The following is a 25,742-nucleotide window of genomic DNA, read 5'->3' on the forward strand; positions in this document are numbered from 1 at the left end:
CGGTCAGAGCGTCGGGGATTCTGGGGGACTTGGGACCAGGATGGGGGGTTCCCAGGTCTCCAGTCTCTTGAGGGCTGCCTTCACATCTTCTTCGCCGAGGTCGAGGGCTGCCGCGAGGACGTGTATCCCGAGACGCGGCGGAATCGCGTTGCCGATCTGCTGGGATATGGCTCTGCCGGACCAGGGATAGTTGGCGGGGAAGGTCTGTAGCAGGCCCGCCTCGTGGTCCTCGATCCGTGTCCAGTCGTCCTTGCCGCGTGACTTCATATCGGTACGGAACACTCTGTTCCGAGAGATCTTCCCCGTTACCGTGAAGGCCGGTTCTTCGTGCGTGCGCCGGCCACGAGCCTTGGGGTCTCCGCCGCTGCCGTAATTCGACACCACCTCGAACGGAGCCTGTCGCCCAAGCACCTGGCCCATGGTCACCCAGGGCTCCAGCTCGTCTTCAATGACGCTGAGTTGTGCTTTCCCGTGCTTGTGGAAGCGATGGTGGGTCGGCTTGGGAAGCCGCACGCCGCTGCCCGAGACTGAGTTCGCGTCCTTGAGGCGAGCTATCAGAATGGCGCGACGGCGAGTCTGTGGCACACCGAATTCCTCGGTGTGCAGGACTTCGCAGCGAGCGACATATCCGCGCGCCTCCAAGATCTTTTTGTACTCTTTCCAGACCGGCAGTACGGCTGGAACCTGTTCGAGAACGATGGTTTCGTAGGGGTGTTCGAGCTTGATCGCATCGAGTGCCCAGCGCAGCGGCTCGAGCACCAGCCCCGTTCGTTCGTCGCTGAGTCCTGCGAGCAGCGACCCGATTTCTTCGCCTCCGGCCATACGCCTCGCGAGGGTGAGAACCTGATCCAAGGCGCGGCGCCCGGCTCCGTTGCCCGCGACGGTGAACGTCTGACAGGGCGGCCCACCCACGAGTATTCGAGCGTCCTGGAAATGGCCGGGCCCTCGGTGCCGTACGTCGCACTGCTCGGTCTCGAGATCCGCAGCGCGTCGGGTGGCACAGGCGTCGGCATCGAACTCGATGCCGATCACCGGTATGAGCAGCGCGGTTGCGGCCATGTCCAGTCCACCCGGCCCGGCAAACAGGTCAATGATCTTGGACGGGTACATGTGGTGATCCTAGCCGGCCGGACAGGGCGCTGGCGACGGCCCTGCCCACAGCCTCGGCCAGTGGTGGAGGCATGGCGTGGCCGATCTGCCGATACGCAGCGGTCTTGCGTCCCTCGATGATCCAGTCCTCGGGGATGCACTGGATCATCGCGGCTTGCCGGACTGTGAGCTTGGGGACCGCGTCCGCTGGAAAGTCGGCGTTCGGAAGCTCATTTGCGAGGCTGTTGCCGTCGACTCCCAGGGCGGCCCACGCCCGCTTGCTTCCGGTCGGCCCGAGATCCCCGCCGCCCCGGTGGTCCGAGCCACCGACCAGGGCCGGGCCGATCCGGTCGGCCTGCTTGGCCCAACGCTCCGCTCCCGGCCACCCGTGGGCGGCCATGGAGGCGCCGAGCGTCTCGCCCACGGTCGGTGCGGGGCGGTCGCTCGGCTCGGGCCAGGAAAAGGCGGCATGGAAAGGCTCGGCCAGCGCTATCAGAAAGCCGCTCTTTCGGTTCTGGGGAACTCCGAATTCGGAAGCGTTGAGTACCTTCCAGTACGCGGTGTAACCGGCGTGCGCGAGTTCCTTCGTTATCCACGAACGATCCTCGGCGTACTCGTCCTTCTCGACCAGGGCCGGCACGTTCTCCAGCAGAAGGGCCTTTGGGCGGACGGAGGTCAGGAGCCATATGGCGGCCCGCAGGAGATTGCGTTCGGGGTCGTCCTCGGTGGGGCCCACGGCCGCCGCGGCCTTGACCCGAGGAAGACCACCGCTGAGCAGATCTACGTCGTAGGTCTCCGGGTGCTCGGCCGGATCGAAATCGACGACGTCCAGGCACCGTACGTCCCAGTGAGGCCGGTTCCGGATGACGGTCTTGCAGGCGACGTCCTTGCTGTCGATCAGCATCACCGGATCGAAGCCCGCACGCTCCAGGCCGAGGGCCTGAGCGCCCGCCCCGGAACAGATCTCCAGCGACGAGAATCTACGCGCTGCCACGCCCCACCTCCCCCAGTTCGTCGGCGGCGGCGTCGCACTCGCTCGACGTCACCCCCCTGGGCCAAGGTTAGTGCCGAGTCTCCGAAACCCCTGAAGGACGCTGCTGGGCACGGACGGCGTCGCCCACGCTGCGCGCGACCTCTTCCGCCGTCTCGTGCTCCCAGAACCGCAGCACCGTTGTGCCGGCGGCTCTCAGGTGCTCGGTCGTCTCCAGGTCCCGAGCCATGTTGCGGTCCAATTTGGCCCGCCACCATTCGGCATTGGCCTTGGGACTGGTCGCATGCACGGGGCAACCGTGCCAGAAGCAGCCGTCGAGGAAGACCGCTATGCGCGGGCCGCGGAAGAGTATGTCGATGGTCCGTCGTGGCATCCCGGGCACCGGTGTGTTCACCCGGTAGCGCAGCCCCCAGCTGTGCAAGAGGCGGCGTACGGCGACCTCCTGGGCGGTGTCGCGCGAGGCCTGGCGGCTCATCCGCGCTGCGACGGAGGGGGAGGAGGCGGTCGGGGACATGTGTCCCAGTATCCTCCATGATCTTCGACAGGAGAGATCCGCCGGTCGCTACTCGCCCTGGGCTCGGGCTGCCACCCGGGCTCGGGGCGTCTCCGTCCTTGTCGAGGCGGAGGAATCCGGGCGCTACCCGTCGGTGCGGTCGGCGCGCCTGATCACGACGGACAATCGGCCCGGGTCTTGGGCCGACCATTGGCCGAAGCCGTCCGGATCGCGCAACTGGTAGGTGCCGTCGCTGCGGACGTCGGTGAGGGTCGCGTTCTTATGCGTGACCGGGTCGTGCACGAGGTCTCCGACCCACGGTCCGACGCGTTCGGTCATACCGCGGCCTCGCTTTTCAGCTCACCCCAGACGCGCTTGCCCTTGGATGTGGCTTTGGCGCCCCACCGCTGGGTCACCGCATCCAGCAGGGCGAGCCCGCGTCCGTGTTCGTCGTCCGCATCGGCCTTCTTGGGCACAGGCAGAGTGCGGGACGTGTCGGTGACGATGATGCGGACGCGCTGTTTGTCCGGCAGGGTGATCGACACTCGTACGAGCCCGCTGGCCGTGTGCTCGGCAGCGTTCGCTATGAGTTCGGTGACGACGAGAGCGCTGTAGTCGGTGAGATCGTCGAGCCCCTCCCGGCTCAGGGGCGGGAGGAAATTTGTCACCGTGTGGGGTAGGGACCACCGGAAATTCCTACTGTTCGGTGCTACCGAGGCGCATCGAATGGCTACTTTGGGTCAATGGCGGTGAACCAGGCTCTCACCAGGGCATTGAGCGAGGCGGGGATGACCCAGGCCGGACTGGCCGAGGTGGTGAACGACTACCTACGAGCCGGCGGCCATGAAGGAACCGTGAGCGACCGGACGGTCAGGCACTGGCTGACCGGGAAAACTGGCTGGCCTCACACTCGTCAGCGGGAGGCACTGAGGGCAGTATTCGGGTGTACCGCCGCGGAGTTGGGCTTCGCCCCGGCGGGCACAGGTGATCCCGCCGAAGAACTGGAGCAGCCAGTGAGGCGTCGCGACTTCCTTGCCGCCAGCACCGCTACAACCGCCGCGATCGTGGCGCCATTGGCCGCGACCGGCAGATCTACGGCTGTTGGCACTTCGGACGTGATCCGCCTTCGTAACGGCCTTGACGACCTGACGCAGCTCGACCAGGTCCGGGGCGGGCACGAGAGCCTGGAGCAGGCCGCGTTGGCGGGCGCCGTGCAGGCTCTTACCCTGCAGAAGTCGGTGGCCTCCCAGCGCATCCATCAGTCGACGCCCGGTATCTCGAACGGGCCCAACAACGACTCGACCGTGCGCTGTACCTCGCAGGCGTGGCCCAAGACCGAGTGACCGAGCTGCGGGTCTGGAACCTGTACGCGATGCTGGCCCGTCAACGAGGGAACTACGCGCAGGCCCTGGATGTCTCCCTGGCCGCGCAGAACAACGTCGCTGCGCAGGAGCCGGCAGGACCTGTGGCTGGCGATGTGGCTGGTGTTCGCGGGCCGCGCGGATGTCGGGAGGGCGCCGGGCAGGGTCGGCGAGGCCCACAGTAGTTGATCGAACGGATCGGTGAGGACTTGCACGTTCATGCCGTGCTTCTTGTGCTTCCCGAGTAGAACGGCCGGTCCGCAGCGATGCGTTCGATCGGCAGGAGCATGCCGTCCAGAAAGGCGAAAGCTTTCATAGATGCGGCGCGGACGGCATCGGCCAGAGTGCGGGCGGGGACGGCCCGGAGATCGACAGCCTCAATGACGTAGCGGTACGCGGTCGTGGTCCCGACGCCAATGCTGCGGCGAACTGGGCGTACATGGTTCCGTCCCGCCGATGCGTCAGTGTCCCGCGGTACATGGCATCACGCATGCAATTGCGCCCAGGACCTCCCAGCATGAATGCGGTTCCCGCTGATGGGATCCGGAGCCGCACTGGAATCGGCCAGTCCCCATTTACAACGGGCCATACAAGAGCGAAGGCGTACTCAGGTCCTTGCCCATGCCGTAACGTCATGAACCGGGGATCCATACGATACGGGGCATCCCGGGCCAACGCGCGGGACGGAAGGCTCGACACGCTTTCGTCCTGACTGCTGGAACGATGTCCCGCACGGATTTCCGGTGTCGGAAGACCGCTGCTCCGCCCAGTTCGCGTCGCACCGCAGAATGCGGGCGGCAGCGGACCCGATGCTACATGTCAGCAGGCTCTCTTCTTTGCCCGGCACGCTGGCTCCGCACGCGGGTGCGCGTTCAATGGCGACTGCTCCAGGTAAGACGTGAACGGCTCCGGACCGCACGCTGGACCGGAGGGATGAGGGTACTCCGAACACTGCCGCCACTGCTTTTCCGGATTCGTCGACCTGTATCAGCATTTGGGGGGAATTCTGTGAGCCGATTCTTTCGCGATGCCATGACTTCCGGGCGGGTGAAGTTTGTATTCTCCGCAATTCTGGTCGGCGTCCTGCTGTCGGGTGCGGCAATTGCCTCTGCATGTCCACCGGGTCACCGCCAGCCGCACCACCCCAAACCGACTCCGGTTGCCACCCGCTCCCCGCACCCGACCTCCATCCCCACCCCGGCAAAGAAACGCGTGCGTACCGAGGGGAGTGAGGACGTCGCGATCGGCTGGGACGAACGTCGCCATTTAGCGACGTTCACCGCCACTTGGAAAATCACGGCGCCTGCGGATTCCGCGTTCCTGACCTTGGCAAGAACGCGACTGGATCTGCATACGTCGTCTTCCATTGTTCTGCCGCATGAAGTGGGAATCTGCGTTGACGACGACTGCTCCCGGAGCTACTTCGTATTGCGGGCGACTGCATTCAATGTCGATCAAAAAAGTCCCGGCGATCCGGTCACCATCACCGCACGACGGGTTCTCCAGAAGAAAGTAACGCTACCATTGAAGGGGGGCTATTACGGCGACCGATTGATACCGATGCTAATAGCTCCGCAGAAAATGAGCGGCATAAATACCTACAAAGGATCTGCCGATGTCTTCGATGATCCGGAACGCTTCCCGCCAAAATTGCCTTGTCTTCCCTATGACGACTGGTCCGTCCGCATTAGCGTACCGAAGGGCGGCGATTGGCATTTCACTACCGTATACAAGAAGGCTCCTCAAAAGAAAGAATCCGAAGATGACTGGGATCACCGGCCGCCTTCGTCCCAGTCCCCCACGTCCGTGTTGTACGCCTTTCCCGACGCCGGCGGTTGCGCCACCTCAAGTTATGTCCGTTTATCTGTGCTGCACGACACCACGGTCAAGCCGTTGCTGTATCCTTCCAAACCCGTATGGCGCCGTGAGCTCGTATTCTTCCTTTTCTTGCTCGGCTGGGGAACGATCTTCTGGTCCGTAGCCAGGGCAATGAATGCCGCTCGCGGAGAGGGGACGGACAGTACCTCGCAGGCGAGCCCGTGGAAGAAAGGGGTGGTTTCGCTGGCTGCGGTGGTCGCCCCCTGCCTCCTCTATGTTCTCCACTACAGGTGGCATCCGGCGAAAGGGTCCACTGGCTTCGTGCTCGGGATGGTCATCGACCTCTTGGCCCTGGGCTTCCCATTGCTCCTGATCTGGCTTGAGGAGCGAAGGCGGTCCCGTGACGAGGCGGCGGCAAGGACGCGTTCCCGCAGGTGGCTCCCCAGTATGGCGGCAGCCAGTGCCGTGCTTCTTCTGTGGGCCGCTTCGAGCAACACGAGGTACATACCGTCGAACATCGCGTTCCAGCGGGGTGACGCTGCGAGTGCAGTGATCACAGGGCTGCTCGTGAATCTTTTCCTCTACCCGGCCTATGCTCGCGAGCGTGCCCTCGCAGTGCTGAGCGTGTCCGATGCGGAGCATTCCAGTTGGCTCCGCAAGTGGGGTGAAGAAATGGTGCGAATGGACATGCGCGCGCACCTCGACAAGACTGCTCCCAATTCCCTCGCGAGCGGGTCCCTGTCGTACGATAATTACGAGAGATTACAAAATCATCTCAATTCTCCGCCTGAAGGAGCAACCAGTCAGGAACTTCGCCAGCGGGCGACTCGCGCGCTGGGCTCGTCCGGCGGAGGATCACTGTGGAAGAACGTTGGCTTCGGCGCTGGGATAACTTTTATAGCGGGTCTTCCTCTGGCCTTGACCGTGTATTACCTCCTGCGCGAAGGCACCTTCCTCGCCAGGGCGACCATGCCGACCTGGCAAATTGCGTACGAGTTGTTGGTTCCGACGTTTCACTGGGCGGTCTACGGCTTCGTGTATAGTTGGACATATACGTGGATGAGGGGCGCGACGCCGTTGCGAAAGGCGCTCAGTCTCGGGCTGGTCGTGGTACTCGCTGAAACCGTTCCACTGGTCGTGGCGACCCTCAGTCCGCAGTGGACGGGTGTCACCGCAGGGGGAAGAGATTGGTTGCTCATCGCGGTGACCGCTGTACAAGCTCTGTCGATATGCCTTCTGCTCGGGTTGTTATGGGAAGTAAGGCTTGCCAGGGCAGCAGACATGCCATGGCGACGGCTTCACGCCGGGAGGACGCTTCCGTGGGTTTCGCTGCGAGCAGCGACCTTTCTTCTCGCGATTGTCAGTACCCTTGCCACCACCACGGCCGAGGACTGGGCCGACAACTGGTCACAGCACGCGCCGGCGTCCTCAAGTAAGCACTCGTGAGCAACAGTCAACTCAACCCCTGAGTTGGCCAGTTGGTGCGACCGATGAGTGAAGCCCCTGGTGGACAGGATCGCGACCAAGATTATCCGACTATCCACCAGAGGTTTCACACGCTCGTCTACCCATGCTGACCGGACATCTCCTGTACAACCCTGTCCTCGGTCGCACGCCAAGATCCGCGATCTCGTCAAGGAGGCCATCGTCACTCTCAGGTCCTGGCGGTTCTGCGCAAGCTCCGGTGCCCCACCAACCGGGTATCCGCCCTCGCCCAAGCCGTCCCCACGTTGCGTATGACCGGCTCAGAGCGGTGATGGAAAAGGCTCGCTGACGGCGCGATGATTCACCACTACCCGGACTTCGCCCAGCGAGCTGGTCGGTCGCGGTCGGCGGTCCACGGCCCCAAAACGCTTGTGGGGAAGGGCAATCGGCCGGAGACACGTACGGAGGAGTGTCGTCCATCGCGCCTCAGCCTGACCCCTGGCCACAGGTTTTGGGTTTTTGGGGACTCGGTGAGTGGCGCGGCCCTAGCATCCGGGGCATGGCAATCGGGGGACTTCTGACGTCGCACAGCTCGCATCACAGCCACACCGTTCACCACAGCCATACCGGGCACACCGGGAGTTCGGGGGCGGGGGTCGGCTCGGGGTCCGGAGGCGGGTCGGGGGGCTGGGGGGCCGGGGTAGCGATCGGTATCGTGGTCGTGGTGCTGGCGGTGATGGTGATCGTTCTGGTCCAGGTGAAGCGGCGGGTGTCGGCGCGGCTGCGCGCTCTGCTCTGATTCCGCGCTGCCGGGAGTGGACGGCCGACTCGATCGCGGTCGGCCGTTTCCGGTTCGGCCGGCCCAGCCTCCCGGGCACCCTGCCCGTCGCCGCCCTCCGCCGCGCTCGCGGAAGGCCCCCCTCCGCCGCGCCGGGGCGCTTACGCTCGAAAGTATGACTACGGGGGATGACCTGCTGTTGATCGCGATCGATCCTTGGTCGCTGCGGATACGGGCCGAGGGGCGGGTGCGGTTCGCTTTGCGGGCCGCGGAGTTGGCGGATCTGGGGCTGGCCGGGCGGATCGTCGTCGGGGGTCGGCGGATTGAGGTGGTGGATCCGGCGCGGGTGGAGGACCGGCGGCTCAGCAATGTGCTGCACAGTTTGAGGGTGGCCGCGCCGCCGCCCACCCTCAAGGACTGGCTGCGGGGGGCGCCGCGCTCGCTCCCGACCGAGTATCTGTCCCGGCTGGAGGACCAGAAGGCGGCACGGGTCCGGCGGTCGCGGGACCGCGGCGGTCGGAGGCGCTCGGAGATCCTCGCCATCGACCACGACCGCCGCAGCGAGCTGCTGGCCCGTCTCGACACGGTGGTCCGTCCCGGCCGCGGTACGGCGCCGCCCGCCGCCCGCGACCTCACCCTCGCGGTCCTCGTCCAGGCCGCGGGGCTCGCCCCTGCCGCGTATCCCGGGTGGCGGGGCATCCCGGCCCGCCGCCGGATGGCCGCCCTTGCCGCGGCCGACCGCCTCGCTCCGGCGACCGGCGGCGCCGCTGCCGCCGTGGACGAGGAACTCGCCGAAGCGGTCGCCGCCGGGAGCGACTTCCTCAGCCGTGAGCTCTTCGACGAGCTCAGCAATGTCTACGCCGACCTTTCCACCGGTGGCTCCGGCCTCGGCCACGACCTGGATGCGGGCAGCTGGTCCGGCGGCGGCCATCACGGCGGCGGCCAGCATGGTGGTGGCCATCACGCGGGCGGCGACGGGGGCGGGCACCACAGCGGCGGCCACGACGGCGGAGGCCACGGCTGGTGACACCGCGGAACTCGTAGCGCGCCTATCGGTCCGGCCCGCGCCACGGCCGTAGTGAAGGCCACTTCGGGAAGAAGCACCCGCGCCACGCGGTGGGAAGCCCATCAGCCGTCAGCAGGCCCGTACTTATGCCGAGCGCGAGGCGCCTCGGGCAGCCGTTACGAGCTCGTCATGGCATGGGGGTGAGGTTTACGCCCCGGAATCGGTGGGGTTCACCCGATGGTGTGACCGTCAGTTGACGGGAGGGGCTGGTTACGCTCAGCCTCTTCCTCAACACGTAAAAGTGACCCCGGCGGTGTTACCAGCACCCCGGGGTCTGACACCGAAGTGGACTCTTCGATGCGCATCAACACTACCGCTCGCACGCGCGCCTTCACGGTGCTTGGCAATGATGTCCTCCGGGACCGGCGGCTCAGTTTCACCGCTCGCGGGATTCTGGCGTATCTGCTGTCGCTGCCGGACGGCGCCCGCGAGGACGTACGGACGCTGGCGGACAACAACCCGGGGGTCGGACGGCGCGGCGTGGCCAACGCCGTGGATGAGCTGATCGCGCTCGGGTACTACGTACGGCACACCGGGCGGGACGGCGTAAGCGGGCAAGTCCGCACCGAGACACATGTTTTCGATACGCCGCAGCCGCCTGGAGCGCCGCTTCCCGTACGGCCGGGAACCGGCCGTGTGGCCGTCGGGAAGACGGGAACGTTCCCCAAGGGGAAGAAGAACCCAGGGGAAGAACCCACCCGCCCCTGGCCCGAAGCGCGGCCGCAGCCGCCGAGCGGCGGACCGGCCGTAGCGGCAGCGGCAGCGGCAGCGGAAACCTGGCAGGGACGGCCCGAAGCGCAGGAATCGCGCGAAGCCCGAGCCTGGACGGACGCGCTGGCCCGGGGAGCCGCGCTGCTGGCCCGCCTCACCGCCGCCGAGCCCAAACTCGCCCTCAGCACCGCCGACTCGCTCGCCCTCGCGCCGCTGGCCGTCCGCTGGGTCGAGGACGGCGTGCCCGAACCGGAAGCACGCTCGCTGCTGACCAGCGGGCTCCCGCCGGTCGTCCACAGCGCCCGCGCCCTGCTCGCCAACCGGCTGGTCCGCAAACTCCCGGCCCCGCGCACTCCCCACGACCAGGCCGCCCCCGCCCCCGCCCTGCCCGAATGCGCCACCTGCCACGACCCGCTGCCCCGCGACCAGCACACCGGCAGCTGCGCCCCCTGCTCCGGCACGGCCCCGGCCACGCCCCCGTCCCCGAAGAGGGCGCCCCTCGCCCCGGAGATCGTCGCCCAGCGCGCCGCAGCGGTCCGCGAACTCCTCCGCACCCGGCTGCCGCGTACGGGACCGGCGACGGCTCAGCCCGAAGTCGGGTAAGGCCGCAGGTCGGTGGTGCCGAGGGTCCACGGGCCCACGGTGACGGCGTCGCCGAAGGCGTAGTCGTGCTGGGCACGGTAGCGGGGTCCGTCGGGGCCCGGGCCGGGGTCGGTGAAGACGGTGAGGGTGCTCTTGCGGGGGTCGATCAGCAGGTAGTGCTCGATGCCCATGGCCGAGTAGTCGTTGACCTTGTCGACGTAGTCGTTGGAGTGGTTCGACGGGGAGACCACCTCGACGACGAGGGCGACGTCCTGAGGGTGGAAGGGGTCCATGGTGTCTTCGCCGAAGACGGCGTACGGGACGACGATGACGTCAGGCCGACGTAGCCGCCCGAGCGAGGCGTCCTCGACCTCGCCGCCGGTGTGGGCGACCAGCGAGGGGTCGAGTTGCTGATCGAGTTGCTGCCGGATGCGCAGCGCGTTCAACTCGTGCGGCCTCGACGGCGACATCATCATGACGATCTGGTCGCCGGTGATCTCGTAGCCGCGCACACCGTCCGGCGCAAGCTCCGCGAGCCGTTCGGCGACGGCGCGCATACGCTCGTAGTCCATGCGCCCATCTTCCTACAGGCGCTTGCCCGGCGCCCCCGTCCCCGCGCCCGCACCCGCACCCGCCCACGGATACGGATACGGGTACGCGTACGGCGTCCGGTACGCGCCCGGGCCCCACTGGCCCGGGCGGGGTGGTGGGGGGAAGTACGGGGGGCGGGTGGGCTGGGAGGCGGAGAGGAGGGCCGGCTGGGCCCAGGATTTGCGGGACCAGAGGTGGTGGAGGAGTTCGGACTCGCGGGCGGCGAAGTCGGGGGCGGGGGCGCCCCGGGTGGCGGCGGCGCGGAGGAAGGCGAGGTGGGTGGCGAAGGCGGTGTAGTCGCGGACGGCGCGGGAGGGGGCCTCGCCCCAGAAGCGGCGGGTCTCGCGGCGGGCGGTGGCGCGGACGGACATCGAGCCGAGGGCGGCGGGTTCGGGCGGGGCGAGCCAGCCGGCGGCCGCGTAGACGGCCAGATGGGTGCGGATGGTGCGCAACTCATTCGAACGCGCCCAGAAGGCCAGCCAGACGACCAGGCCGCAGGCGGGCAGCATCGCGGCGAGGTAGACGGTGAGGAAGGTGCCGGGGGAGGTCAGCGAGCAGCCGTTCCAGGTGCCGTGCAGCAGCATCGCCAGCATCCAGCCGCCCACCGGTGGCGCCCAGCGCCAGCGCCAGTGGCGGCCCGGGCGGGCGGTCGCCGCGATGGCGAAGCCGATGCCGGTCATCGAGGTGAAGAGCGGGTGCGCGAAGGGCGTCATCAGGACCCGTACGAAGAAGGTGCCCACGGTCGTCGCGCCCAGCACGGGCGAGCCCAGATCGCGGTCCTCCCCGGCGGCCGTGCCCAGGTAGAGGATGTTCTCGGTGAACGCGAAGCCGGTGGCCACCAGCCCGCCGAGCACGATCCCGTCCACGATCGACTCGATGGTGCGGCGCCGGAAGAGGAAGAGCAGCAGGATCGCGGAGCCCTTGGCCGTCTCCTCCACCAGCGGCGCCACGAACATCGCACCCCAGTGGTCCGATTGCGAGGGCGTACCGGAGAAGGCGGAGGAGATCAGCTTCTCCCCGTACTCATTGCCGAAGATCGCCACCAGCGTCGCCGCGCACGCGCCCCACGCGACGGCGAACACCACGTTCTGCCAGGGGTTCGGCGCCACCTGGTCCAGCCAGAGGAAGGCCCACAGCAGCAGCGGCACCGGCAGGATCGCCAGCAGCAGGCCGATCAGGAAGGGCTCGGTGCCGATGTGCTGCCGCACCAGCGCGAGGATGGTCACACCGCAGACGGCGAGGGCGGTGAACAGCGCCACGGTCCGTACGGCCTTGCTCTCCCAGAACGCGCGGCGGGGTATGCAGCGCTTGAGCGCGCTCGCCTTCGTGGCCTTGGTGGTCTTGCTCGCCGCGGCGACCACCACGGACTCGTCGGGCGCCCCGGCCGGCGGAGGGGTCACGGCTCCGGCCCCGGGAGGGGGAGCTGCCTCGGCCCCCGGAAGGGGCCCTGCTTCGGTCGTGGCCTCCTGCTCGCCCGGGACGGAAAGGGACGTCGCATCGGACGAAGACGAGTACGTGGACACCTGTAGACAGTACGGGCACCTGCCGCCGGTCCGCGAGGGTGCGTACCTGTGCGTACGAGGTCAGATCCGGATGAAGAGCAAGTCCCGTACGACGTGGCCCTTCGCCAGCCCCTGCCGCTCGAACTTGGTCATCGGGCGGAAGTCGGGGCGGGGCGCGAATCCGGGGTACTGGTTGGCCAGGCCGGGCGCCGCCGTCAGCACCTCCAGCATCTGCTCGGCGTACGGCTCCCAGTCCGTCGCGCAGTGCACCAGGGCGCCCGGGCGCAGCAGCGGAGTGACCAGGTCCAGGAACGCGGGCTGGATCAGGCGCCGTTTGTGGTGCTTGCCCTTGGGCCAGGGGTCGGGGAAGTAGACGCGCAGGCCGGACAGGGACGCGGGGGGCAGCATGTCGCGCAGCAATACGATCGCGTCGCCGTTGGCCACCCGGAGGTTGGTGAGGCCGGCCCGGTCGGCCATCGCGAGCAGATTGCCCTGGCCGGGGGTGTGGACGTCCACCGCGAGGATGCCGGTGCGGGGGTCGGCGGCGGCCATCGCGGCGGTGGCGTCGCCCATGCCGAAGCCGATCTCGACGACGACGGGCGGGGGGTCGGCGGGGGTCGGCCGACCCCCGGGCGGCTCGGGCGGCTCGGGCCGGACCGGCTGCGGCGGGCCCGGCTCGGGCAGGCTCGCTTCGGGCAGACGAGCCTCGGGCGGACCAGCCTCGGGCCGGCTCGCTCCGGGCAGGCCCGGGGAGGCGAACAGCGCTGCCAGATCCAGCGGGCTGCCGTCCAACTCGACGCCCCACCGCTCCCAGTGCCGCTCTATCGCCGCCGCCTGCGCCTGTGTGATCCGGCCGCGCCGCGCGTGGAAGGAACGGATACGGCGCTCACCGCGCGAACCGGCCGGATCGGGGGCCGGGCCCGCGGGGAACTTCACGGAGACGGGGGTGCTGGACACGATGGGGTCGATTCTACGGTGCCGTGGCTGGTGAGGGCCGCCGCGCGGGCGGGAGGGGGCCGGGGGACCCGGCGGGCCGCCTCCCGGCCCCGGTCATCCCGCCTCCCGGCCCGGTCATCCCGCCTCCAGCGCCTCCACTGCCCGGCGGGCCACCTCGCGGCCGATGGGCAGCGCGGCGGTCGCTGCGGGGGAGGGCGCGTTCAGCACATGGACGAAGGGGCCCGAGCCGCCGAAGAGGAAGTCGTCCACCAGGGAGCCGTCGGGCAGCACCGCCTGGGCCCGTACGCCCGCGGGGGCCGGCACGAGGTCCTCCGGGCGCAGCGCTGGCAGCAGGCGGCGGGCGTCGGCGGTGAAGGCGCGCTTCGACAGCGAGCGGCGGATCTCGCCGACCTCGTGCCGCCAGTGGCGGCGGGCGATCCGCCAGGTGCCGGGGAAGGCCGCCGTCTCGGCGAGGTCGCGCAGCCGGACGGTACGGCGCCGGTAGCCCTCGCGGGCCAGCGCGGGCACGGCGTTCGGGCCGAGGTGGACACCGCCGCGGACGTCCCGGGTGAGGTGGACGCCGAGGAAGGGGAAGTCGGGGTCCGGCACCGGATAGACCAGGCCCTGGACCAGCTCGCGCCGCGTCGGTACCAGCTCGTAGTACTCGCCCCGGAAGGGCACGATCCGCATCCCGGGGTCGGTACCGGCCAGCCGGGCGAGGCGATCGCTGTGCAGCCCGGCGCAGTTGACGAGGACGCGGGTGCGGTACGGGGCGGCGCCGGGTGCCTGGGGCTGCTCCCGGGGCTCGTCCCGGGGCCGGTCCTGGCCCTGGTCCGCAGCCTGCGCGCGGCTCCGCCCCTGGTCCCGTTCCCGCGCCGCCCGGCGCGACGCGCCCTCCGTGCGGACGGTGACCTCGCCGTCCCCCGTCCGCTCGATCGCGGTGACCCGCTCCCCATAGACGATCCTGCCGCCGGCCTCGGTGACCAGCCGGGCCAGGACCGCGCTGAGCGCGCCGTAGTCGCAGATGCCGGTGGAGCCGACGTGGATGGCGGCGAGCCCGGCCACCTCCGGCTCGTACTCGGCGATCTGGGCCGGGCCCAATTCGCGGACGGTCAGGCCGTGTTCGCGGCCACGCTGGACCAGGGCGTGCAGGCGCGGGAGTTCGGCCGGGAGGGTGGCGACGATCAGCTTGCCGGTGATCGCGTACGGGACGCCGTGCTCGGCCGCGAACTTCGGGGTCTCGGCGCAACCGGCCAGCGCGTATTGCGCCTTGAGGCTGCCCGGGCGGTAGTAGATGCCGCTGTGGATGACTCCGCTGTTGCGCCCGGTCTGGTGGCGGGCCGGGCCCGCCTCCTTCTCGATCACGGTGACGCTCGCCGCGGGCGCGGCCTGCTGCAAGGCGTAGGCCGTGGCCAGGCCTACGATGCCGGCGCCGATCACGGTGAAGTCCGTTGTGGGGCGGGTCATCGTGTGTGGCTCCTCGGTGCTCGCCGGCCAGCGGGTGCTTCGCCCACTTCATCTCCTGCCCGGAGTATGCCGGTTGGGACCGTCAGCCGGTGGGCCCGGTGGGCGGTTGCGGCGGGCGGTCCCGGCGCCTGGCCGGCGGACCGGGCCGAAGGCCGCGCGTGATCCGCCGGGAGAAGGGACGTTACGCCGGGGCCGCCAGCAACGGCCGCGCCCGCTCGCGCAGTTCGAGTACGCGCGGCTCGTCGTTGTACGGCTCCAGCCGGTGCAGCAGGTCCCGTACGTACTCGGTGGTGCGGGCCGAGGAGATCCGGTTGGCGACCTCGACGGCCTTGACGCCCGCCGCGCAGCACGCGTCGAGGTTGCCGGATTCGAGTTCGGCGACGGCCGAGACGACCAGGCGCAGGCCGTGCGAGCGGACGAACTCCTCGGTGGGGCGGGCCAAAGCCTGCTCGGTGAAGCGCTGGACCTGACGGGGCAGGCGCAGGTCGCGGTAGCACTCGGCGGCGTCGGCGGCGAGGCGGTCGTAGGAGTAGAAGCCGAGCCAGCTCGGGTCGGCGTCGCCGTCCCGGGCGCGTTCCAGCAGGGCTTCGGCGGCGGCCAGCGAGGCGCCGCAGGCCTGGGCTTCGCCGGCCTTGGCGTGGGCGCGGGCCTCCACCAGGTGGAAGAAGCTCATGGTGCGAGTGGTGGCCAGGCCGCGGTTGCGTTCCAGGGCGGCCTGGGCGAGGTCGACGCCCTCGTCCGCGAAGTTGCGGTAGGTGGCCTGAAGCGACATCGAGGCCAGGACATAGCCGCCGAGGGGGACGTCGGCGGCGGCGCGGGCCAGCCGCAGCGCCTGGATGTAGTAGCGCTGGGCGGCTTCCTGCTGGCCGGTGTCGAAGGCCATCCACCCGGCCAGCCGGGTGAGTTCGGCGGTGGCGCCGAACAACGAGCGGCCCACGTCGTCGCTGTACGAGCCGAGCAGCAGCGGGGCCGCCTCGACCCGCAGGCACTCCGGGACCATGCCCGAACGCCAGTCGCCGCCACCGTACTTGGAGTCCCAGCGGCGGGCGTCCTCGGCCGCCTCACGCAACTTGGTCACATCCGTGTGGCCGACATGCGCCATGCCGGGCGCGGGCGCGTCACGGGCCACCGTGGCGTCGGCGGGGGTGATCAGCCAGCGTGACGCGGGGGTGACGTAAGCGCTCACTGCGAAAGATCCGGCCAAGCTCTGCCAGATGCCGCCACCTCCGGGGCCGCGCCGCCCGGCCAGATCCAACCGCCACAGGTCGGTGGCCGATTTCACCGCCTCGCCCACGTCCCGGGGGAAGGCCAGGCCGACTTCGGGCGCCGGGTCGGCGTCCGCCAGGCCTATCTCGTGCAGCGGCACGGGACGGCCGAGCTTGCTGCCGATCGCGGCGGCGATCAGATGGGGCGCGGCGCCCTGCGGGACCATGCCCTTGGTGACCCAGCGGGCCACCGAGGTCTTGTCATAACGCAGCGTCAGACCGCGTTGGGCGCCCAGGTCGTTGACCCGTCGGGCGAGTCCGGCGTTGCTGATGCCCGCCAGAGCGAGAAGGGTGCCGAGTTTCTCGTTCGGCCCGCGGTGTTCTCTGTTCACTGCGGTTCACCTCGTGATGCCGCTGGGGGCAGGCCGGCCGGCCTGGTGATGTCATGGGGTTCGGGGGTCGCCCTCCCCTGGAGTCCGATTCAGCCACCACGATCACCGTTTCACGGGGGGCGCGGTGCATGCGCCGGACACCCGAGCCGCGCGTACAGGTGCGAACCGGATGCACCCAGCGTAGTTCGCCGCATCCCGACCGTTAAGAGGCTGGAATCGGATGGCCGGAAACCAGTCCCTTACCGGCCAATGTGAGGGCGGCGCGCGGCCGGCGTGAAGGCCGGATGGCGACCTTGCGCGGGCGCGGGGAAGCCGGGCGCGGGGGCGGCCACGCCACGCGCACGGCCCGGCTTGTGCTCCCGGTATATGTGGCCGTGCGCCCGGCCGTGCGCTCTGTGCCGTGCGGAGTGTCAGCGCTTGCATGGTGGCCGTGGGTCGGCCCGCGACCCCGGCAGGCGGCTTGCCGGGGTTGGGCGGGCCAGGGGTTCCGCCGCCACAATCCCCGCGGGCGGCGGACCGGCCCGGGAGGATGGGACATGCCTCCCGGGCCGTTGACCCGCCCGCCGCGGCCGTAGACGACGGCACGGGATCGGCCTCGGTACCGGAAGATCGGCGCGCCACGGGAGTCCACCGGCGGACGGCGGACACCCGGCATCCACCCACCGCCGGACCCGGCAACGGACCGGCATTTCACCGGCATATCAACTGCGGTATGTGCCGCAGACTTTGGCGCGAATCCGACGTTTCGTCTCGCGCGTGTTTCCCGCCCGCTTCCGGCGTGCGACCCGTCGTCCCTTGCTGCGCCCTTGCGCCTCCTCGCGCGCTTCCACGTGGCAGCATGGTCTTCCGGACATCAGACGTGGCGACGAGGCGGGGCGAGCGGCGATGGCGCCCGCGCACCGGCTGTCCACAGCCTGTGGAGGCGGCGATGCGGTGGTTGGTGGGGTGGAGCAGTGCCGCGTCGGGTCCCGTTCCCGGCTCGCGGGCCCGCTCGCTCCAGCCTGTCGGCGCCCAACTCCTCTGGGGTGACATCGATCCGCTGTGGGCGGTGGGGGACTGGCGGCCCGACGAGATCCGGGTCGTGCACGGCGACGCGACCGGTCCGGGCGCCAACGGGCGTACGGCGAAGCCCGGTTCGGCGTACAACGGCGGTGCGTACGGGGGCGCGTACGGCGGTGCGTACGGCTCCTATCGCGGCTCGGCCGTCAACGGCGGTGCCCAGCAGCGGCGTTACGGCCCCGGCGAGCCCAACCCCGGCACCGGCATGGGCGACGGCGGCAACGGCTACGCCGGCATCGCCCGGCTCGCGGTGCTCGGCCGCTGCGGCGCCACCGACGCCGAACTGCGGCTCGGCCTGGTCGCCGCCCGCGGCGGCGCGCTGCGCCATGTGACCGCCTGGTCCGGCAGCTACACCGCCGTCCTCCAACTCGGCCGCCGCATCACCGTGCTGGGCGACCTGGCCGGCGCCCGCCCGGTCTTCCACACCGCCTGGTCCGGCGGCACCGCCTACGCGACCGCCGCGCTCCCGCTGGCCGACCTGATCGAAGCCGGCCTCGACGTCACCCACCTCGCCGCCACCCTCGCCTGCCCCGACGCCCCCGAAGCGCTCATCGACGGCACGCCCTACCTGGGCGTACGCCGGGTGCCGCCCGGCCACGCGCTCATCCTGCGCGACGGCGCCCCCGAGATCAGCGGCTACGAACCGACCCTCTCCCTCGCGGTCGGCCACCAGCCGACCACCGCCGCCGACGCCGAAGCGGCGGTGTCGGGCGTACGGGACGCGCTGGTGGACGCGGTACGCGCCCGGCTGTCGCAGCCGCGCTACGTCCCCGACCCGGACGAGGAGCCGGCCCCCGGCATCGGCGCCGACCTGTCCGGCGGCAGCGCCTCGGCGACGCTCGCGCTGCTGGCCGCCGGGCTGCCCGGCATGCCCGGCACCCTGCCCGGCAGCCCGGGATCGCTGGCCGGCGAACGGCTGCTCGCCGTCACCTTCAACGACCTTGTCGGCGGCGCCGGTTCGGGCTACGCGGCGACCGCGCGGGTGGCCGAACTGGAGCGGGCCCGCGCGATGGGAACCGACCCCCGGCTGCGCCACGTCGTCGTACCCGGCGGCGAGGACGCGCTGCCCTACGCGGACCTGGCCAGCGGCGCGCTCGGCCCGCTCACCGACGAGCCCGGGCCTTCGCTGATCACCGCCGAACGCCACCGGCGGCGGCTCGCCGCGGGCGGCGCCGACCATCTGATCGGCTACGGCGCCCGGCAGGTTCTCGACGCGCACCCGGCCCGGCTGGCCGATCTGCTGATGGACCGGCGCCGCCGTCACCTGCTGCGCCCGGTCGCCGCGCTGACCAGGGCGGACGGCGCGGTCACCGGGCACTCGGCGCTGGTCCCCTTCACTGTGCCGCTCACCGTCTACCGCGCCGCCCGGCGGCTGGCCCGCACCCCCTACCAGCAGGGCGTCGAGGACGCGGCGCTGCGGCTGCTGCGGCGGGAGTTCGGCGACGCCGGACGCGGCACCGGCGGCCCGCTGAGCGCCTCGCTCGCCGCGATGGCCTGGGCCCGGCCCGGACCCGCCGCCCGCTGGCTGACCGGCGAGGCGCTGGCCGAGGTGTCCGTACGGCTCCAGGAGGCGGCCCGCCGCCCCTGGCCGACCGAACGCCCCGGCGAGCGGCGCGCCCGCGCGGCCCTCGCCCGGCAGGCCGCCGACTTCCGCGTCCTGGAGCAGGCGGCGGCGGTGCCCTCGCAGCGCCTGCACGCCCCCTTCCTCGACAACCAGGTGGTCCGCGCCTGCCGCGCCCTCCCCGGCGCCCTGCGGGTACGGCCCGGCGCCCGCGCCGACGTGCTCCGCGAGGTCCTCCAGGGCGCCGGCGTCCGCGACCTCCCGCCCGGCTGGGGCGCCTCCTCCGCCTCCTCCTCGGTCGCGGGCGCCGCCGCCCGGGCCGGCCTGCGCGCCTCCCTCGACCCCCTCCTCGACCTCTTCGAGGCCCCGCTGCTGGCCGACGCCGGCCTGATCGAGGCCGGCGCGATCCGCGAGGCCCTGGAGTCGGCGGCGCGCGGTGAGCCGGTGGGCCTGGACGGCATCGGCGAACTCGTCTCCGTCGAGCTGTGGCTGCGCCGCCTGCTGGCCCGGCGGGGTTCCTGCTGGACGGGCGGGGCGGGGGAGCCGGAGCAGCGGGCGGTGGCTTCGGGGGTGCAGCGGCTTTCGCTGTGAGGGGGCGGGGCGGGGGCGCTGGGCGCGACCGGAGGGGGGCGGGGCGCTGCTCGGCCGGGCGGGGGCGCGGGGCGCGGGACCCTTGCGGGGCCGGGTTGTCAGTGGGGTGCCGCAGAATGGGGGGCGCGGGTCAGGGCGGCCAGAGGTGGGCCGAGGCGGCCCAGACGGGTCGGGCAGGTCGGGCGCAGAAGAAGAAAGGCGAGGCGCGGGCGATGACGGTGTGGGACGACGTGGTGGGGCAACCCCGGACGGTGGCGGAGCTGAGCGCCGCCGCCCAGGACGCCGACACCCTGGTCACCGCCGAGTCGACGGTCGCGCGCGGCGACCGCGACTCCACCACCGCGTCCCGGATGACCCACGCCTGGCTCTTCACCGGCCCGCCGGGCAGCGGCCGCTCCACCGCCGCGCGCGCCTTCGCGGCGGCCCTGCAGTGCACCAGCCCCGACCGGGCCCTCGGCGCGGCCCCCGGCTGCGGATTCTGCGACGGCTGCCACACCGCGCTCATCGGCACCCACGCCGATGTGGAGACCGTCCGCACCGACCTGCTGTCCATCGGCGTCAAGGAGACCCGCGAGCTGGTGCGGCGCGCGTCCCTGTCCCCGGCCGGCGGCCGCTGGCAGGTGATCCTGATGGAGGACGCCGACCGCCTGACCGAGGGCGCCGCCAATGTCCTGCTGAAGGCGGTCGAGGAGCCGGCCCCCCGTACGGTCTGGCTGCTGTGCGCCCCATCCGTCGAGGACGCGCTGCCCACCATCCGCTCCCGCTGCCGCCTGCTGACCCTGCGCACCCCGTCCGTCGCGGATGTCGCCGACGTGCTGACCCGCAGGGACGGCGTCGCGCCCGAACTCGCCGCCCAGGTGGCCCGCGCCACCCAGGGTCACATCGGCCGGGCCCGCCGCCTGGCCGCCGACGAGACCGCCCGCTCCCGCCGCGCGACCGTCCTGCGGGTGCCACTGCGCGTCGCCGACATCGGCGGCTGCCTGCGCGCCGCCCAGGAACTGGTCGACTCGGCCACCGAGGACGCCAAGGCGGTCGCGGACGAGGTCGACGGCAAGGAGACCGAGGAGATGCGGGCCGCGCTGGGCGCCGCGGCGGGCCTCGGGAGCAGGATGCCCCGCGGCACCGCGGGCGCCATGAAGGAACTCGCCGACCGCCAGAAACGCCGCTCCACCCGCACCCAGCGCGACACCCTCGACCTCGCCCTCACCGACCTGGCCGGCTTCTACCGCGACGTCCTCACCCTCCAACTCGGCCGCCCCGCCGCCCACGTCGCCAACGCCGAGGCCATGGACGGCATCCGCCGGATAGCCTCTTCCTCCCGCCCCGAACACAGCCTCCGCCGCATCGAGGCGATCCTGGCGTGCCGCGACGCCCTGGACCACAATGTGGCGCCGCTGCTGGCGGTCGAGGCGATGACGCTGGCGCTGCGCGCGGGCTGACGGGGGAGATGGCGGGGGCCCGGGGGCTGCGCCCCGGGTGCCTGCCGTGGCCGGGGTCGCCGGGGGTCACCGAGCGTCGGTCGGCTCGGCTCGGCCCGGCCTGCGGCCGGTCGGCGTCGGGCGCCGCCCACCTCGGCGGTTCCGGAGCATGGACCCAGCCCCGGGTCGCTCGCCCGCGGCCGCCGATCCCCGTCCACGGTCCGGCGCGGCCGCCGGAAGTGGGGTTCGTGCCGGGCCGAGCGGTCCGGGTGGCGCGCGGCCACCGAGTCGGGCCCGCGCGGCGGCGCCGACGGTGCCGGTCCGCGCCCGGCCCCGGCTCGTCCGAGCCGTGTGCTGCCTTCGGGTGATCGCCGGCCCCCGACCGTAACGGCTTCGCGTGCGCGCCGCGATGCGGAGGCAAGGTGCAGGCAGCGTCCCCGTTCGCTTCCCCCTGTCCCCGCGGGGCCGCAGCCGTCCCGAGAGGGTCCCGCCGTGTCCGACGACATCCTCATGTTCTTCTTGCTGCTGGCCGCCGTGACCGCCCTGGCCCTCGCGCTGCGAGCCCTGCGCCACTGGCAGGGGGAGCGGGCCGGGCGGGTCTACGAGCTGCCCGTCGACCGCAGGGGCGTCGCGCTGCGGACCGGCGCGGCCGGTGTGGCCGCGCTGGTGGCCGCCACCCTCGCCGTACCGCTTCTGCACCGGTCCGCGTCCCCACCCTCCTCGGTCGCCTCCGTCGCCACACCGCCGCCCGCCGTCCGTACCGCCTCCGCCGTACCCGTCCAGCCGCCGCCCCCGCCGTCGCACCTGCCGGCCCCGGCGCCGCCCGAACCGTCGCCGTCCCCGGAGCAGCCGGCCCGCACCCTCGGTCACCCGTCCGGCGGCACGCTCCAACTGCTCGGCGACGGCACGCGGGTGTGGCTGCCGCCCTTCTACGACACTCCGCACGCGGCCGGCGTCGCGTTCCCGGTGGTGCTGGCCCATGTGGAGGGCCCCCAGGGCGACCCGGACCTCTACGCCGGGCTCGCCGCGGGGCTGCGCAGCAAGCGGTCCGACCCGTTCCTGCTGGTCATGCCGGACCGCTGCGACCGTGACTCCGCCGCCGTACTCGCCGAGGTCGCCCACCGTTACCGCACCCTGACCTCGGTCACCGCCCGCGCGGTGCTCGGCATCGGCCCGCAGGCCCCTTGCGCGGTACGGGAAGCGCTGGCCAACCCGGACCGCTTCCGGGCGGGCATCGGCATCTCCGGTACGTACCCGCCGCTCACCGCGCCCGCCGGCCCCTACCCGCCGCTGCTCCTCGCCTCGGCCGCCGGTGAGAGCGGCCCGCACGCCTCGGCCCTGCGGCTGCGCCGGGCACTGCACGCGCGGGGCGACGCCGTACGGCTGCTGGACGGGACGGGGAAGCGGGCCGCGCTGATGGGCCTGGTCGGGGCGTATCTGACGGAGAAGCTGGACGGGGCGGCGCGGGTGGCCGGGGAAGCGGGGGCGGCGGAGGGGTCACCTGTGCGGGCGCACGCGGCGCGGCGCCTGTCGGGACACGTACGGGCCGAGGACGTAGCCGGGGACGTACGGGCCAGGGACGTAACCGGTCACGTACGCGGTCACGTAGCGGCGCACGTCCGGCCGCAGCGGCACGCCCACCTGCCGGCTCGTCCGGTGACGCACGCCCCGGCCTCCGCCGCGCCGCGCAAACCGGCCCGGGCGCACGTACCCACCCACGCCCCGACCCATGGACTCACCCCCGCGCGGGAGCGCACCCCGGCACCCGTTCGGCCGCCCGCTCCCTCCCACGCGCCGGCGCCCACCGGGACACCAAAAGGCCACGCCTAGCGACGTAAACCACTCAAAAGGCGACAGGTCGAACGATCGCCGATGACGTACGGCCGATACGCTCGCTCTCATCCGACGGGAGGACCGAGCCGCCGATGCACTCGCCGAAGCGCGCCAAACGCCTGCTCCGCATGCCGCTCACCGTGGTCGCGGTGGCCGGACTGCTGCTGTCCGCATGCTCATCGGGAGGGGCGGGTCACAAGGCCGCGGCGGCGCCGGCCGCGGGTTCCCAGCAGTCCGCCTCGGCCTCCGCCTCGTCCGCCTCCGCCGCCCGGTCCGGCGCCCCAACGCTGCGACCGCTGCCCGCGCGGACCCCGGCCGACCTGGCGCCGTACTACCAGCAGAAGCTGAAGTGGCGCAGCTGCGGCGTGCCCAAATTCGACTGCGCCACCATGAAGGTCCCGCTGGACTACGCCCACCCGGACGCCGCGCACGACCTCAAACTCGCCGTCGCCCGGACGAAGGCGGCCGGCCCAGGCAAGCGGCTCGGCTCGATGCTGGTCAACCCGGGCGGCCCGGGCGGTTCCGCGATCGACTACCTCCAGTACGCGGCCCTGGGCTACCCCGCGTCCGTGACCTCCCGCTACGACATGGTCGCCGTCGACCCGCGCGGCGTCGCCCGCAGCGAGCCGGTCGAGTGCCTCAGCGACAAGCAGATGGACGCGTACACCACCGTCGACTCCACCCCCGACACCCCGGCCGAGATCAGCAAACTCACCGCGGCCGACAAGTCCTTCGACACCTCCTGCGAGAAGCGCTCCGCCCAGTTCCTCGGCCATGTCTCGACGATCGACTCGGCGCGCGACATGGATGTGCTGCGCGGGCTGCTCGGCGACAAGAAGCTGACGTACGTCGGAAAGTCGTACGGCACCTTCCTCGGCGCCACCTACGCCGGCCTCTTCCCGCAACGCGTCGGCCGGGTCGTCCTCGACGGCGCCATGGACCCCTCGGTGAGCGCCCTGGAGAGCAGCCGCGCCCAGGCCGGCGGCTTCGAGGTCGCCTTCAACGCCTTCGCGGCGGACTGCGTCAAGCGCACCGACTGCCCGCTGGGCAGCGCCTCCGTCTATGACGCGGGCAAGCGGCTCGACGCCTTCTTCGCGTCCCTCGACGCCCACCCGCTGCCCACCGGCACCTCCCGCCCGCTCAGCGAGTCCCTGGGGACGACCGGCGTCATCGCGGCGATGTACGACCAGACCGCCTGGCCCTCCCTGCGCGGCGCCCTGACCAGCGCGCAGAAGGGCGACGGCGACCCGCTCCTCAAGCTGTCCGACGGCTACTACGAGCGCGACGACGACGGCAAGTACAGCAACCTCATGTACGCCAACGCCGCCGTCAACTGCCTCGACCTGCCCCCGGCCCTGTCCTCCCCGGCCGACGTCGAACGCGCGCTGCCCGCCTTCAAGAAGGCCTCCCCCCACTTCGGCACCGCCCTCGCCTGGTCCTCCCTCACCTGCGGCTACTGGCCGGTGCCCGCCACCGGCCGCGCCGAACGCATCCCGGCCAAGGGCGCCGCCCCGATCCTCGTCGTCGGCACCATCCGCGACCCGGCCACCCCCTACGCCTGGGCCGTCTCCCTCGCCTCCCAACTCTCCTCCGGCCACCTCCTCACCTACGACGGCGACGGCCACACCGCCTACGCCCGCGGCTCCACCTGCATCGACAGCGCCGTCAACGCCTACCTCCTCCAGGACCACCTCCCCCCCAACGGCAAGAAGTGCACCTGACCGCCCCACCTCCCGAGCCCACCTCCCGGGTGCCCTCTGACCAGCCCCTCCCCATGATCCGAACGGCGTCCGGACCACCCCCACGAAGCCTGTAGACTTTCCCCGCTGCTGCTGCCACCCTGTGTCAGCACCCCAGCAAGCCGCCTTAGCTCAGTTGGCCAGAGCAACGCACTCGTAATGCGTAGGTCTCGGGTTCGAATCCCGAAGGCGGCTCCGGAAGGCCCCAGGACTCACTCGCCGTGACCTGGGGTTTTTCCTTGTCCTTGACCCTTCCCGGCGGGCGCAGGAGTGTCCAGTCGGCGTGGCGACGGCGATGTGCGGCCGAGGTGTGGCCATTTCTGCAGCGCCGCTGCAGACGTGAGGCCGACGCGGCCTTGCCCCGGGAGATGCCTCTCAGCTGGATTTTGTGGGGTCTCTACAAGCGCGTGCAAACGGGCGCATCGCTCGCCCCAGCCCAGGAGCCTTAGCTATCCTCCCCCCGAGTGCCTATGTCTACCCGACCGGCACAGATCTCCCACCCCGGCACGTTCCAGCCGGTCCGACCGGTCCGAGAACGGTCTGCGGTGCTCCCCCATCACCGCCCGCAATGAGGCCGGCATTCCGAAGAGCACGGCCTGGATTGACTGCTGCCGCACGTGGGCTCCGCGCTTGGCCTTGCGTGCACTACCTCACGGGTCTGAAGTCGAGCCTCTGCCCGAAGCTGAGATCTCCGTGGTCAATACCCGGAACGACCTGGACTGACTGATCCAGGTGCACCGACCGCCAGAGGATGCGCCGATGCACTGCGGCGCGCCGGATTGGGGGCTTTGGTCGAGAGCGGCTGCGACGCCATTTTCGTCTCCGAGGAGGAGCTGGCCGCGAACGAGGAACGGCATCCGATTACGGAGCCCTCGCTATCGGGATGGGAGTGCCCCAGCCTGCTGTGGTTGCGGCCAGCCCACCGGCTCACCGGGCCAGCCGGCGCGGGCTGCGCTGGCTACGGCCGAAGTGCAACGCCTCGATGGTCTAGCGCGCAACCCGCGCGAACTGCGAGCGCAGCTACGGGCATTGGGCAATTGAACCCGGTTCCACCCTTCTCGGCCAAGACGGCACCTACTCCTCCGCTATCGGCTTAAATGCCGAGCATCGGCTGGTAAGTTCGGAGTGCGGTTG

At 71.2% G+C, this 25,742-nt stretch carries 19 protein-coding genes, 1 tRNA gene and 1 pseudogene; 10 read left to right on the plus strand and 11 right to left on the minus strand.

What is annotated here, in order from left to right; all coding sequences use genetic code 11:
* Window positions 1–3 precede the first annotated feature (3 nt).
* From ACFO3J_RS30365 to ACFO3J_RS30385, 5 genes are all read right to left on the minus strand, one after another.
* Entirely contained in the window at window positions 4–1,110 is a 1,107-nt protein-coding gene (locus tag ACFO3J_RS30365) for a DNA cytosine methyltransferase (protein WP_386436219.1), read from the minus strand.
* On the minus strand, window positions 1,088–2,083 hold the full coding sequence (locus tag ACFO3J_RS30370; RefSeq protein ID WP_386436222.1) for a DNA cytosine methyltransferase: 996 nt from the start codon (window positions 2,081–2,083) through the stop codon (window positions 1,088–1,090). The genes ACFO3J_RS30365 and ACFO3J_RS30370 overlap by 23 nt, the downstream gene beginning before the upstream one ends.
* A gap of 67 nt (window positions 2,084–2,150) precedes the next feature.
* Window positions 2,151–2,594, minus strand: coding sequence for a very short patch repair endonuclease (locus ACFO3J_RS30375; protein ID WP_386436225.1), 444 nt, complete (start codon window positions 2,592–2,594; stop codon window positions 2,151–2,153).
* Between the two features lie 123 nt (window positions 2,595–2,717).
* Window positions 2,718–2,912 (minus strand): hypothetical protein, encoded by a 195-nt coding sequence (locus ACFO3J_RS30380; protein WP_386436228.1) that lies wholly within the window; start codon window positions 2,910–2,912, stop codon window positions 2,718–2,720.
* On the minus strand, window positions 2,909–3,241 hold the full coding sequence (locus tag ACFO3J_RS30385) for an ATP-binding protein (protein ID WP_386436231.1): 333 nt from the start codon (window positions 3,239–3,241) through the stop codon (window positions 2,909–2,911). Before ACFO3J_RS30385 ends, ACFO3J_RS30380 begins: the two co-directional genes overlap by 4 nt.
* A gap of 75 nt (window positions 3,242–3,316) precedes the next feature.
* Between ACFO3J_RS30385 and ACFO3J_RS30390 the strand changes: the two genes are divergently transcribed.
* Window positions 3,317–3,916: a hypothetical protein gene (locus ACFO3J_RS30390; RefSeq protein ID WP_386436426.1), complete on the plus strand. Its 600-nt coding sequence runs from the start codon at window positions 3,317–3,319 to the stop codon at window positions 3,914–3,916.
* A 141-nt stretch (window positions 3,917–4,057) separates the two neighbouring features.
* Here the strand turns inward: ACFO3J_RS30390 and ACFO3J_RS30395 are convergent.
* Window positions 4,058–4,495 (minus strand): annotated as a pseudogene (locus ACFO3J_RS30395) (transposase family protein); the annotation flags it as partial.
* 447 nt (window positions 4,496–4,942) lie between these two features.
* Between ACFO3J_RS30395 and ACFO3J_RS30400 the strand changes: the two are divergent.
* The 4 genes from ACFO3J_RS30400 (at window position 4,943) to ACFO3J_RS30415 (ending at window position 10,335) form a co-directional block, all read left to right on the plus strand.
* A complete protein-coding gene (locus ACFO3J_RS30400; RefSeq protein ID WP_386436234.1) occupies window positions 4,943–7,198 on the plus strand; it encodes a hypothetical protein in 2,256 nt (751 codons plus the stop codon).
* Between the two features lie 538 nt (window positions 7,199–7,736).
* Complete coding sequence (locus tag ACFO3J_RS30405; protein ID WP_386436237.1) at window positions 7,737–7,976, plus strand: hypothetical protein; 240 nt, start codon at window positions 7,737–7,739, stop codon at window positions 7,974–7,976.
* 154 nt (window positions 7,977–8,130) lie between these two features.
* Window positions 8,131–8,982 carry a GOLPH3/VPS74 family protein gene (locus ACFO3J_RS30410; RefSeq protein ID WP_386436240.1) on the plus strand — a complete coding sequence of 284 codons (852 nt, stop codon included), beginning with the start codon at window positions 8,131–8,133 and terminating at the stop codon, window positions 8,980–8,982.
* 336 nt (window positions 8,983–9,318) lie between these two features.
* Window positions 9,319–10,335 carry a hypothetical protein gene (locus ACFO3J_RS30415; protein ID WP_386436243.1) on the plus strand — a complete coding sequence of 339 codons (1,017 nt, stop codon included), beginning with the start codon at window positions 9,319–9,321 and terminating at the stop codon, window positions 10,333–10,335.
* On the opposite strand, the gene ACFO3J_RS30420 is transcribed toward ACFO3J_RS30415, so the two are convergent.
* The 5 genes from ACFO3J_RS30420 to ACFO3J_RS30440 all read right to left on the minus strand — a co-directional run bounded on the left by ACFO3J_RS30420 (window position 10,317) and on the right by ACFO3J_RS30440 (window position 16,407).
* Window positions 10,317–10,886, minus strand: a complete 570-nt coding sequence (locus ACFO3J_RS30420) for a Uma2 family endonuclease (RefSeq protein WP_386436246.1) — start codon at window positions 10,884–10,886, stop codon at window positions 10,317–10,319. The two genes, ACFO3J_RS30415 and ACFO3J_RS30420, sit on opposite strands and share 19 nt — an antisense overlap.
* A gap of 12 nt (window positions 10,887–10,898) precedes the next feature.
* Window positions 10,899–12,305 carry a PrsW family intramembrane metalloprotease gene (locus ACFO3J_RS30425; RefSeq protein ID WP_386436249.1) on the minus strand — a complete coding sequence of 469 codons (1,407 nt, stop codon included), beginning with the start codon at window positions 12,303–12,305 and terminating at the stop codon, window positions 10,899–10,901.
* Window positions 12,306–12,488: 183 nt separating this feature from the next.
* A complete protein-coding gene (trmB, locus tag ACFO3J_RS30430) occupies window positions 12,489–13,364 on the minus strand; it encodes a tRNA (guanosine(46)-N7)-methyltransferase TrmB (protein ID WP_386436252.1) in 876 nt (291 codons plus the stop codon).
* A 114-nt stretch (window positions 13,365–13,478) separates the two neighbouring features.
* Window positions 13,479–14,810: an L-2-hydroxyglutarate oxidase gene (gene lhgO / locus ACFO3J_RS30435; RefSeq protein WP_386436255.1), complete on the minus strand. Its 1,332-nt coding sequence runs from the start codon at window positions 14,808–14,810 to the stop codon at window positions 13,479–13,481.
* 181 nt (window positions 14,811–14,991) lie between these two features.
* Window positions 14,992–16,407 carry an MFS transporter gene (locus ACFO3J_RS30440; protein ID WP_093738751.1) on the minus strand — a complete coding sequence of 472 codons (1,416 nt, stop codon included), beginning with the start codon at window positions 16,405–16,407 and terminating at the stop codon, window positions 14,992–14,994.
* Between the two features lie 928 nt (window positions 16,408–17,335).
* Here ACFO3J_RS30440 and ACFO3J_RS30445 point away from each other — a divergent pair.
* The 5 genes from ACFO3J_RS30445 (at window position 17,336) to ACFO3J_RS30465 (ending at window position 24,803) form a co-directional block, all read left to right on the plus strand.
* Entirely contained in the window at window positions 17,336–19,618 is a 2,283-nt protein-coding gene (locus ACFO3J_RS30445) for an asparagine synthase-related protein (protein WP_386436258.1), read from the plus strand.
* Window positions 19,619–19,830: 212 nt separating this feature from the next.
* Window positions 19,831–21,057 carry a DNA polymerase III subunit delta' gene (locus tag ACFO3J_RS30450; protein WP_386436261.1) on the plus strand — a complete coding sequence of 409 codons (1,227 nt, stop codon included), beginning with the start codon at window positions 19,831–19,833 and terminating at the stop codon, window positions 21,055–21,057.
* A 471-nt stretch (window positions 21,058–21,528) separates the two neighbouring features.
* A complete protein-coding gene (locus ACFO3J_RS30455; RefSeq protein ID WP_386436264.1) occupies window positions 21,529–22,866 on the plus strand; it encodes a hypothetical protein in 1,338 nt (445 codons plus the stop codon).
* 95 nt (window positions 22,867–22,961) lie between these two features.
* On the plus strand, window positions 22,962–24,590 hold the full coding sequence (locus tag ACFO3J_RS30460; RefSeq protein WP_386436267.1) for an alpha/beta hydrolase: 1,629 nt from the start codon (window positions 22,962–22,964) through the stop codon (window positions 24,588–24,590).
* A 139-nt stretch (window positions 24,591–24,729) separates the two neighbouring features.
* Window positions 24,730–24,803 (plus strand) — tRNA-Thr (locus ACFO3J_RS30465).
* Window positions 24,804–25,742: the final 939 nt, after the last annotated feature.

It is taken from the genome of Streptomyces polygonati, from assembly GCF_042650325.1.
GTDB classification, from domain to species: Bacteria; Actinomycetota; Actinomycetes; order Streptomycetales; family Streptomycetaceae; genus Actinacidiphila; species Actinacidiphila polygonati.